We start from the raw sequence: 10,516 nt of genomic DNA, 5'->3' as shown, positions 1-10,516 counted from the left end.
CTCACCGCCCCGGAGGCCCAGGCCGGTCTGATCCCGGCCCTGCGCAAGGACCGCCCGGAGCTGGACACGTTCCTGACCGCACTCGCCCAGGCGTACGTGCGCGGCACAGCGATCGACTGGACCCCGCTGTTCGCGCCGACCGAGGCCCGCCACCGTGTCGACCTGCCCACCTACCCCTTCCAACACCAGCGCTACTGGCCCGACCTCACGCCCCCGTCCCTCACCGCCCCCGCCGAAGTCGCCCCGCTCGACGCCGAGTTCTGGGACGTGGTGGAGCGGCAGGACGTGGACGCGTTGGCCGAGAGCCTCGCGGTCGACGAGCAGGCGTCGTTGGGCTCCCTGCTCCCGGCGCTCGCGGAGTGGCGGCGTCGGCGGCGGGAGGAAACGCTGTTGGACGCGTGGCGCTACGAGGTCTTCTGGAAGCCGCTGAAGTCGCTGACGGACAGGCCGGGCGGCATCGGCAGCGCGAGCCCGGGGGCCTGGGCGGTCGTGGTTCCGGAGAGTCGGGCGGAGCACCCGTGGTGCGCGGCGGCCGAAGCGGCACTCGGCGCCCGCGGGATCCACGTGGAACGGATCGTGGTCGGTGACGAGGTCACGCACCGCGCCGAACTGACGCGGCGACTGGTCGGTTTCGGCGAGAAGGCGGCGGCCGCGGGCGACGCGGTGGGCGGCGTACTGTCCCTGCTGGCGCTGGACGAGACTCCGTACCCGGTGTCCGGCGGCTCCGCAGCCGGTTGTCCGACCCTGACCCACGGTCTCGCCGGGACGCTCACCCTGGCGCAGGCGTTCGTCGACGCCGGTGCCGGCGGGCGGCTCTGGGCCGTGACCTGTGGTGCGGTGTCCGTCGGAGCCTCCGATCCGCTGCGCAGCGTGACACAGACGCAGGTGTGGGGACTCGGGCGGGTCGTCGGCCTGGAGCACCCGGATGCCTGGGGCGGTCTGATCGACCTCCCGGAGACCGTCGACGAGCGGACCAGTGGCCGACTCGTGGACGTCCTCGTGCACTCGGGGCCGTCCGGCTCGGAGGAGGACCAGCTCGCGCTGCGCCCGGCCGCCGTGTTCGCCCGGCGTCTCGTCCGCGCGACCGCCGGCGGAGCACCCACACGTACGCCGGCTGCCCCGGACGCCGCGTCCGCGACATTCGCGTCCACGACGTCCCTGGCCACGACGTCCGCGAGCACGACGACCGCAGCGCGCCCGTCCGGAGCCACCGCATCCGCCGACCGCTGGCGGCCCCGCGGAACCGTCCTCGTCACCGGCGGCACCGGTGCCCTGGGCTCCCAGGTGGCGCGCTGGCTCGCCGGGAACGGCGCCGATCACCTCGTACTGACCAGCCGCCGCGGCCCGCTGGCCCCGGGGGCGGGGGAACTGGAGGCGGAGCTCACCGCGCTCGGCGCCAAGGTCACCTTCACGGCCTGCGACATCGCGGACCGCTCGGCGGTCGCCGAGCTGCTGGACGCCGTATCCGCCGAGCACCCGCTGACCGGCGTCGTGCACGCGGCGGGGGTCGGACAGGACCGGCCACTCCGGGATACGAGCCTGACGGACTTCGCCGAGGTGGTGGCCGCCAAGACGGCCGGCGCGGTGCACCTCGACGAACTGCTCGCGGACACACCGCTGGACGCCTTCGTGTTGTTCTCGTCGATCGCCGGTGTCTGGGGCAGCGGAGCACAGGCGGCGTACGCGGCGGCCAACACGTTCCTGGACGGCCTGGCCGAGCGGCGGCGGGCCCGTGGCCTGGCGGCGACCTCGATCGCCTGGGGGCCGTGGGCGGACGCCGGCATGGCGGGCGACGAGGAGGTCGCCGAACACCTGCGCAAGCGGGGCCTGCCCGTCATGCCGCCCGCCCGGGCGATCGCGTCCCTGCAACGGGCGCTCGACCGCCGCGACACGACGGTCACCGTCGCCGACGTGGACTGGGGACGCTTCGCGCGGTCCTTCACCGCCCTGCGGCCGAGCCCCTTGCTGTCCGAACTGCCCGAGGTACGGCGTGCCGCCGAGGCACCGGCCGACGGCCCGGCCGCCACCGAGGACCCGCACCGGTCCGCGTCGGCGCTGCGGGACCGACTGGCCGCCGCCCGGCCCGCCGAGCGCGAGCGCGTCCTGCTGAAGCTGGTGCGCACGGAGGTCGCCGCCGTACTCGGTCATGCGGGCATCGACACCGTGCAGGCGAACCGCGCCTTCAAGGAGCTGGGGTTCGACTCGCTGACCGCGGTCGAACTCCGCACGCGACTGAACACGGCGACGGGCCTGCACCTGCCCAGCACCCTGGTCTTCGACCACCCCACCGCCACCGAACTGGCCCGCCGGCTCCTCGCGGAACTCCTGCCGGACAGTGCGGCCGGCGCCACCGAGGACGACGAACCCGCCGGCACCGGTGACGCCCGCGCGGAGGCCGACGTACGGAGGGTGCTGACGGCCATCCCGATCGCCCGCCTGCGTGAGGCGGGACTCATGGACGCCCTCCTGCGGCTGGCCGGACCGGACCCGGTCGGGGCGGAACCGCCCACGACCGAGGACGACGACACGGCCGCCTCGATCGACGCCATGGACGTGGACAACCTGGTCCAGATGGCCTTGGACAACAGTGATTCCTGACGCAGCACGGAATGTGGAGCCGGAGATGACGAGGCCCTCGGACACGGTCGTTGAAGCGCTGCGCGCGTCTCTGAAGGAGACCGAGCGGCTGCGACGGCAGAACCAGCAGCTCACGGCGGCTTCGAAGGAGCCGATCGCGATCGTCGGCATGAGCTGCCGCTACCCCGGAGGCGTCACCGGCCCCGAGGACCTGTGGCGCCTCGTCGCCGGGGGACACGACGCGATCGGCGACCTCCCGGAGGACCGCGGCTGGGATGTCGACGGCCTCTACGACCCCGACCCCGACAAGCAGGGGACCTTCTACTCCCGGCAGGGCGGTTTCCTGCATGACGCGGGCGAGTTCGACGCGGCGTTCTTCGGGATCTCGCCGCGCGAGGCGCTGGCCATGGACCCGCAGCAGCGGCTGCTCCTGGAAACAGCCTGGGAAGCCGTCGAACGGGCCGGCATCGACGCCGCCGACCTGCGCGGCACCCGCACCGGGGTGTTCGTCGGCTCCGGCTACCAGGGCTACGGCGAGGGCGTGAGCCAGGCACCGGAAGGTGTCGAGGGACACCTCATGACCGGCAACGCCACCAGCGTCATGTCCGGACGCCTCTCCTACGTCCTGGGACTGCAGGGCCCCGCGGTGACGGTCGACACGGCCTGCTCGTCGTCCCTGGTGGCCCTGCATCTGGCGGCGCAGGCACTGCGGCAGGGCGAGTGCACCATGGCCCTCGCGGGCGGTGTGACCGTCATGTCCTCGCCGGAGTCCTTCGTGGAGTTCAGCCGGCAGCGGGGTCTGGCGGCGGACGGCCGCTGCAAGGCGTTCGCGGCCGGGGCGGACGGCACGGGGTGGGGCGAGGGCGTCGGCATGCTGGTCCTGGAGCGGCTGTCGGATGCCCGTCGGAACGGGCACCGGGTGCTGGCGGTGGTGCGGGGTTCGGCCGTCAACCAGGACGGTGCGAGCAACGGCCTGACGGCGCCCAACGGCCCGTCGCAGCAGCGGGTGATCCGGGCCGCGCTCGCCAATGCCGCGCTGACGGCGGGTGATGTGGATGCGGTGGAGGCGCACGGTACGGGCACCACGCTCGGGGACCCGATCGAGGCACAGGCACTGCTGGCGACGTACGGCAAGGACCGGCCCGCTGAACGGCCGCTGTGGCTGGGGTCGTTGAAGTCGAACATCGGTCATACGCAGGCCGCCGCGGGGGTGGCCGGTGTGATCAAGATGGTGATGGCGATGCGGCATGGTGTACTGCCGCGGACGCTGCACGTGGACGAACCGACGCCTGAGGTCGACTGGTCGGCCGGTGCGGTGGAACTGCTGACCGAGGCGCGGGAGTGGCCGGAGCGTGACGGTGCCCCGCGTCGGGCGGGTGTGTCGTCGTTCGGGATGAGCGGGACGAACGCCCACGTGGTGCTGGAACAGGCGCCGGTCGAGGAGCCCGCGCGGGAGGTAGAGGCCGGGGAATCGGTGCTGCCCGGTGTGGTGCCGGTGGTGGTGTCGGGTCGGTCGCCGGAGGCGCTGCGGGGGCAGGCGGCCCGGCTGCGGGGCCACCTGGAGACGACTGACGAACTGGTCGATGTGGCGTGGTCGTTGGCGGTTGGGCGGTCGCGGTTCGAGCATCGGGGTGTGGTGCTGGCCGGGGACCGGGGGGAGCTGCTGGCGGGTCTGGAGCGGCTGGCCGAGGGTGAGTTCGCGGCGGACGGTGTGGTGTCGGGGCGTGCCGTGGGTGAGGCGGTGCGTCCGGTGTTCGTCTTCCCCGGTCAGGGGTCGCAGTGGGCCGGGATGGCGGTGGAGCTCCTCGATGCCAGCCCGGTGTTCGCGTCCCGGATGCGGGAGTGTGCGGATGCGCTGTCCGCGTTCGTCGACTGGGATCTGTTCGAGGAACTCCACGGGGAGAACTTCGACCGGGTGGATGTGGTTCAGCCGGTGTTGTTCGCGGTCATGGTGTCGCTGGCCCAGGTGTGGCGGGCGGCCGGTGTGGAACCGACCGCTGTGGTGGGTCACAGCCAGGGCGAGATCGCCGCCGCCTGTGTCGCCGGGGCGCTGTCGCTCGAAGATGCCGCCCGGGTGGTGGCGTTGCGCAGCCAGGCGATCCGGGCGCTGTCGGGCAGCGGTGGCATGGTGTCGGTGCCGTTGCCGGTGGGTGAGGTTCGTGAGCTGCTGGCGGCTTGGGACGGTCGTATCGATGTCGCGGCGGTCAACGGACCCGCCCAAGTGGTGGTCTCCGGTGAGCCGGAGGCGTTGCAAGAGCTGGTCGCGCACTGCGAGGAGCGGGAGGTCCGGGCGCGGACGATCCCGGTGGACTACGCCTCGCACTCCGCGCAGGTGGAGGCGATCGAGGAGCACCTGGCCCAGGCCCTGTCCCCGGTGGCGCCCGCGGCGCCTGAGGTGCCGTTGTTCTCGACGCTCACGGGTGAGTGGCTGGACGAGCCGATGGACGGCTCCTACTGGTACCGGAACCTGCGTCACACGGTCCTGTTCGAACAGGCGACTCGCGGTCTGCTCACCGAGGGACATGACCTGTTCCTGGAGATGAGCCCGCACCCGGTCCTCACCGTCCCGGTCCAGGCCACCATCGACGACACCGAAGCCACTGCCGCCGTCCTGGGTTCCCTGCGTCGCGACGAAGGCGGGCTGGAGCGCTTCGGCACCTCGCTCGCCGAGGCGCACGTGCACGGCGCCGAGTTGGACTGGAAGGCGCTGTTCCCGGGCGCCCGGACTGTCGACCTGCCCACCTACGCCTTCCAGCACCAGCACTACTGGCTGCGGCCCGGCCCCGCGACGGGTGACGTCACGTCGGCCGGACTCGACGACGCGGGGCACCCGCTGCTCGGCGCCGCCGTGCCGCTGGCCGACGGGGACGGGCATCTGCTCACCGGGCGGCTGTCGCTGCGTACGCACCCGTGGCTGGCCGACCACGCCGTGGCAGGGGTCGTCCTGCTGCCCGCGACGGCCTTCGTGGAGCTGGCGGTGCGGGCCGGAGACCAGGTCGGCTGCGCGCTGGTCGAGGAACTCACCATGGAGACGCCGCTGATCGTCCCGGAGACGGGCGGTCTCCAGGTCCAGCTGACGGTCGGGCCCGCCGACGGGACGGGACGCCGTTCCCTCGCCTTCCACTCCCGGCCGGAGCCCGGCCCGGAGACGGCGGACGCCTTCGAGGACACGTCGTGGACCCGGCATGCCGTCGGCGTACTCGCGGCGAGCGCCGCTCCCGCTGGGTTCGACCTGGTGGAGTGGCCGCCGCCGGGCGCGGAGGTGGTGGACGTCGAGGGGCTGTACGAGGAGTTCGCCGAGGCGGACGTCCAGTACGGTCCGGCTTTCCGGGGGCTGCGCCGCGCGTGGCGGCGCGGGGCCGAGGTGTTCGCCGAAGTGGCCGCCCCCGACGCGCAGCGTGACGAGGCCGGGCTCTTCGGACTGCACCCGGTGCTGCTCGACGCCGCGCTCCAGGCCGCGCAGCTGGGGCAGGAGGCCGCCGCGGAGGATCCCGCGAGCGGACCCCGGCTGCCCTTCGCGTGGAGCGATGTGGCGCTGTACGCCACGGGGGCGAGGACCCTGCGGGCACGCCTGTCGCGGCAGAGCAGCGGCGGTGGTGACGTGGTCTCCGTGTTGCTCGCCGACGACACCGGCATGCCCGTGGCGGAGATCGGTTCGCTCGTCTCCCGCCCGGTCGACGCCCGCAACGGCCTCACGGCCCGGCGGGCGCGCACCGAGCACCTCTACCGCGTCGACTGGACGCGTGCCGCCGTCCCGTCCGCGTCTTCCGTGTCTTCCGTGTCTTCCGTGCCCTCCGTGCCGGGCGCGTCTTCCATGCCGGGCGCGTCTTCCGTGCCGGGCGCGTCTTCCGTGCCGGCCGTGCCGGCGGGTCCCTGGGCCGTGCTGAGCGAAGACCCGTCGTACGGCGATGAACTGTGCCGTCTGCTGAGGGCCGCCGGAGCCGAGACCGTGCTGCCCTGCACGACCCTGGCCGAGCTGGCCCGTGCCGTGGACGCGGGCGAGCTCCCGCGGCCCGCGTTCGTGGTCGCGGCCGTGCAGGCGGACGAGGTGGACCCATCGGCGGACCCGCCGGCGGATCCGTCGGCGGAGCCGGACGACACGGTGGCCGCCGTGCACGCAGCCACCCGGGACGTGCTGGCACTGACCCAGGAGTGGCTGGCCGACGAGCGGTTCGCGTCCTCCCGCCTGGTCATGCTGACCCGGGGTGCCGTGGCCGTGTCGGCCGGCGAGCGGATTCCGGGACTGACGTACACCGCCGTCCTGGGGCTGCTGCGCTCCGCGCAGTCCGAGGAACCGGACCGATTCCTGCTCGCCGACGTGGACGGCGACCCCGAGTCGCTGCGGGCCCTCCCGTCCGCGTGCGCCCTGGGCGAACCGGAGTTCGCGGTCCGCTCCGGGGCCGTGTACGTGCCCCGCCTCGTCCGGGACGGCGGCGCGGAACCCGAGGCCCGCACGGACGGTGAGACGTACGAGGCACACGCGGCGGACCCCGCCGCCGATGGGGAGCCGAGCGCCGGGCAGGTACGGATCGCGGTGCGCGCCACGGGTGCGGCGCGCGACGGCCGCGTGGACGGTGCCGGCGTGGTGCTCGACGCGGGCCCGGACGTGACCGGCCTGGAGCGCGGTGCCCGCGTGATGGGTCTGCTGCCCGAGGGCTCCGGCCCGGTCGCGGTCGTGGACCGGCACGCCCTGGCTCCCGTCCCCTCCGGCTGGACCTTCGCACAGGCGGCCGCCGTACCGACGGCCTTCCTCGCCGCCTGCCACGCGGTGCGCCGACCGGGCGAGCGGGACGCGCACGAAGATGAGCGGGACCCGTACGACACGGTCGTCGTCGAGGGCCCGGCCGACCTGGCCGGTATCGCCGCCCTCCGCCTGGCACGGCACCTGGGCGCCGAGGCCGTGCGTGCCGACGGCGAAGACGCGACCACGCCCGCGGACGGGACAGCACTGCACATCCGCCCGAGTGCCACGGACGTCTCGGCACTCCCGCCGGAGCTGATGGCCGAACTGTTCACCGAGGTGACGGACCACATCGCAGCCGGTGTCCTGCACCCGCCCCCGGACCTGCGCATCCGGGACGCCCGGCTCGCCGGTGCCATGGGAGACAACGCCACCCAGGCCGACGAGGAACGCGCCGGAACCGGCGCCGCCGCGGCCGATGCCGCAACCAGCGGAACCGGTCTCACGACGGGCGAGTCGCCCACCGTGACGACGTTCCCCGCCCCGCTGGACGTCCACGGCACGGTACTGGTCACCGGCGCGCCCGGCGGCCTCGGCGGAGTCGTCACCCGGCACCTGGCCACCACCCACGGCGTACGCCGGCTGCTGTTCCTCGGCCGCCGCGGCCCCGACGCGCCCGGCGCGGCCGAACTCGCCGAAGCCCTCGCCGACTCCGGCACCCACCTGGAGTTCGCCGCCTGCGACACCGCCGACCGCGACGCACTGGCGGCGGCACTGGCACGGATACCGAAGGAGCACCCGCTCACCGCGGTCGTCCACACCGCGGGCGTCTTCGACGACGGCATCACCACCTCGCTCAGCGCCGAGCAACTGGACCGCGTGCTGCTGCCCAAGGTCGACGCCGCCGTCCACCTGCACCACCTCACCCGGGACGCCGACCTCGCGGCCTTCGTCCTGTTCTCCTCCGTCGCCGGCGTCCTCGGAGGCCCGGGACAGGGCAACTACGCCGCGGGCAACACCTTCCTCGACGCCTACGCACAGCACCTGCGCGCCCAGGGCGTGCCCGCCGTGTCCCTCGCCTGGGGCTTGTGGGCCGAACGCGGCGGCATGGCCGGAAAGATCACCTCCGGCGACCTGGACCGGATGACCCGCTCCGGCGTCGCCCCCCTCTCCAGCGAGCAGGGCCTGCGCCTCCTCGACACCGCGCTCGGCCACCCGGCCGCCGCGCTGGTGCCCGTGCGGTTCGACCTCACCGCACTGCGCGCCGCACACGGACACCGCCTGCAGCCCCTGCTCGCCGGACTGGTCCGCGGCCTCGTACCCGGTCACGGACCCGCCCGGCGCGCGGTGACACACACGGACGGCCGCGGCGACCAGGCCCCCGCCTTCGTACGCCGGCTGAACTCCCTCCCGGAGGACGATCGCGAGCAGGCGGTACTGGATCTCGTCCGCTCCCACGCCGCTGCCGTGCTCGGACACCCCTCCGGCGACGCGATCGTGACCGACCGCGCCTTCCGCGACCTCGGTTTCGACTCCCTCACCGCCGTCGACCTGCGCAACCGGCTCAACGAGGCCACCGGCCTGAGGCTCTCGGCCACCCTCGTCTTCGACTACGCCAACCCGCTGGCGCTCGCCCGGCACCTCAAGACCGAGCTGAGCGGCACGGACCCGGACACGGACGGCACATCGTCGCCCGCCCGTGCCGGGGCCGCGACGGCCGGACGCGGCACGACCGACGAGCCCATCGCCATCGTCGCGATGAGCTGCCGGTTCCCGGGCGGGATCGACAGCCCCGAGGCGCTGTGGCAGCTCGTCCGCGAGGGCGGCGACGCCACCTCCGAACTGCCCTCCGGACGTGGCTGGGACACCGTCTCCCTGTATGACCCCGACCCGGACCACCAGGGCACGACCTACTCGCGCGGCGGCGGCTTCCTGCACGATGCGGGCGAGTTCGACGCCGGCTTCTTCGGCATCTCGCCCCGCGAGGCCCTGGCCATGGACCCGCAGCAGCGGCTGCTCCTGGAGACCTCCTGGGAGGCGTTCGAACACGCCGGCATCGACCCGGCCACCGCACGGGGGACCTCGACCGGCGTGTTCGTCGGAGCCTCGTCGCAGGGCTACGGCGAAAGCGTCCGCGAGGTCCCCGAAGGCCTCGAAGGCCACCTCATGACCGGCAACGCCACCAGCGTCATCTCCGGCCGCATCTCGTACGCGTTCGGCCTGGAGGGCCCGGCGGTGACGGTCGACACGGCTTGCTCGTCGTCCCTGGTGGCCCTGCACCTGGCGGCCCAGGCGCTGCGGCAGGGCGAGTGCGACCTGGCCCTCGCCGGCGGCGCCACCGTCATGGCCACCCCGGACACCCTCGTCGCCTTCAGCCGCCAACGCGGCCTCGCGGCGGACGGCCGCTGCAAGCCCTTCGCCGAGGACGCCGACGGATTCGGCGCCGGCGAGGGCGTCGGGATGCTGGTCCTGGAGCGGCTGTCGGATGCCCGTCGGAACGGGCACCGGGTGCTGGCGGTGGTGCGGGGATCGGCCGTCAACCAGGACGGTGCGAGCAACGGTCTGACGGCGCCCAACGGTCCGTCGCAGCAGCGGGTGATCCGTGCTGCGCTGACGAGTGCCGGGCTGGCGCCGGGTGATGTGGATGCGGTGGAGGCGCACGGTACGGGGACGACGCTCGGGGATCCGATCGAGGCCCAGGCGCTGATCGCCACGTACGGCAAGGACCGGCCCGAGGACCGGCCGCTGTGGCTCGGCTCGATCAAGTCGAACATCGGGCATGCCCAGGCTGCCGCCGGTGTCGCGGGTGTGATCAAGATGGTTCTCGCCATGCGGCGGGGTGTGTTGCCGCAGACGCTGCACGTGGACGTGCCGAGTTCGCATGTGGACTGGTCGGCGGGCGGTGTTCAGCTGCTGACCGAGGCGCGGGACTGGCCGGAGCGTGACGGTGCCCCGCGTCGGGCGGGTGTGTCGTCCTTCGGCATGAGCGGGACGAACGCGCATGTGGTGCTGGAGCAGGCGCCGGTGGAGGAGCCCGCGTCGCAGGTGGTCGAGGTGCCGGCTCCGGTGGTGTCGGGTGTGCTGCCGGTGGTGGTGTCGGCGAAGTCGCCGGAGGCGTTGCGGGGGCAGGCGGCCCGGCTGCGGGAGCACTTGGAGACGGCTGTCGAACTGGTGGATGTGGGGTGGTCGTTGGCGGTTGGGCGGTCGCGGTTCGAGCATCGGGGTGTGGTGCTGGCCGGGGACCGGGAGGGGCTGCTG

Annotated in this window: 2 protein-coding genes; both read left to right on the top strand. The window is 73.7% G+C overall.

The features are described 5' to 3' along the window. Positions 1–2,598, top strand: a 2,598-nt coding sequence (locus tag ACYVMZ_RS38700; RefSeq protein ID WP_461087920.1) for an SDR family NAD(P)-dependent oxidoreductase, incomplete at its 5' end; no start/stop codon positions are given. Positions 2,599–2,623: 25 nt separating this feature from the next. Further along, the coding region (locus ACYVMZ_RS38695) for an SDR family NAD(P)-dependent oxidoreductase (RefSeq protein ID WP_461087918.1) at positions 2,624–10,516 on the top strand (7,893 nt) is incomplete at its 3' end.

It is taken from the genome of Streptomyces deserti (genome assembly GCF_054782695.1).
This window is presented reverse-complemented; position numbering and strand designations above follow the sequence as displayed.